The organism is Kitasatospora sp. NPDC007106, from assembly GCF_040634455.1.
GTDB lineage: Bacteria > Actinomycetota > Actinomycetes > Streptomycetales > Streptomycetaceae > Kitasatospora > Kitasatospora arboriphila.
This window is the reverse complement of the sequence record NZ_JBEYFP010001343.1, coordinates 1-1,204: the sequence shown is the minus strand read 5'-3', so window position 1 is coordinate 1,204 and position 1,204 is coordinate 1. Positions and strand designations below refer to the sequence as shown.

The 1,204-nt window shown below is 70.5% G+C and carries 1 protein-coding gene; it reads right to left on the bottom strand.

The window, feature by feature from the left end; translation table 11 throughout:
* Positions 1-61: 61 nt before the first annotated feature.
* Positions 62-1,057: a zinc-binding dehydrogenase gene (locus tag ABZ641_RS38350; RefSeq protein WP_359989290.1), complete on the bottom strand. Its 996-nt coding sequence runs from the start codon at positions 1,055-1,057 to the stop codon at positions 62-64.
* Positions 1,058-1,204: the final 147 nt, after the last annotated feature.

Here is a 1,204-nt window from a genome sequence, read left to right as displayed (position 1 = left end):
GCCCACCGCATGCTGACACACCGTCCCCCGGGCCGAGGCACTCCGCAGGGCGTCCTGGCACTCAGTCGGTCGACGGCGGCTCCAGCGTGACGACCATCTTGCCGAACGCCTGGCCGGCCTCCATCAGCCGGTGAGCTTCCACGATCTCGCCGAAGTGGAACACCCGGGTGGGGCGGGCCCGCAGGGTGCCGGCCTCGACGGCGGCGAAGATGTCGTCCAGGGGGATGTCCGTGAGCGGAAAGGCCGGGCTTCCCAGGACGAAGGCGCTGCCGAAGAAGCTGAGCTGGACTCCGCTGGGCAGGTCGGCGACGGGGTCGAAGTCCGTCACCGGTGCGAATCCGCCGAGGAAGCCGACTTGGCAGACGCGTCCGCGCGGGCGAACGGTGGCCAGCGAGTCGCGGAGCACGGTGTTGCCGACGACGTCGAGCAGTGCATCGACGGCCATGCCCCGGCGTGCGGCCTCGGGTGACAGGTGGCCGTCGTCGACGAGGACGTCGGTGGCGCCGATCTCCTTGAGCAGGGGCACCTGTGCCGGGTTGCGGGTGGTGGCGATCACCTGGGCGCCGTGTTGGACGGCCAGGTTGACGGCGGCCTGTCCGAGGGAGGAGGTCGCGCCTCGGACCAGCAGTGTCTCCTCGGGCTTGAGGGCGAGGTTGCCGTGCAGGGCGCTGTACGCCGTCGCGTACACCTCGGGCACCGCGGCCAGGTCGGTCCACGGCAGCCGGGACCGCACGGCCACCACGTTGGTGGCCGGCACGGTCACCAGTTCCGCGTAGCTGCCGTTGCGAGTGCGGCCCATGCCTCCCAGGATCGCCACCACCCTCGTCCCTGCCGGGAGGTTCCCCGAGGGGTCCGCCTCGACAAGTCCGGCGCACTCGATGCCGGGGACGGCGGCGACCTGTCCCCAGGCGCCGCTGCGCATGTAGGCGTCGGCGTGGTTGAGGCCGAAGGCCTTGACCCGGATGAGGACGTCGCCGTCGGCAGGGACGGGATCGGGCAGTTCGGTGATCGTGAGCACCTCGGGGCCGCCGTGGGTGGATATGACGATGGCCTTCATGCGCGCACCTCATTCTTGAGTGGTTGTTCATCTATTGGGCCGGCGAAAGGGCCACCGTGGTCGGTGGCCCTGGTGTCGTGACGTCAGGAGAGGGCGGCGAAGGCGTTTTCGACGATCGCCCGGAGTACCGCCGCGTCGGGATTCGCC

Excerpts from the sequence above, each read along its gene's own strand:
- ABZ641_RS38350 (WP_359989290.1), bottom strand. The coding sequence starts at position 1,057 with ATGAAGGCCATCGTCATATCCACCCACGGCGGCCCCGAGGTGCTCACG.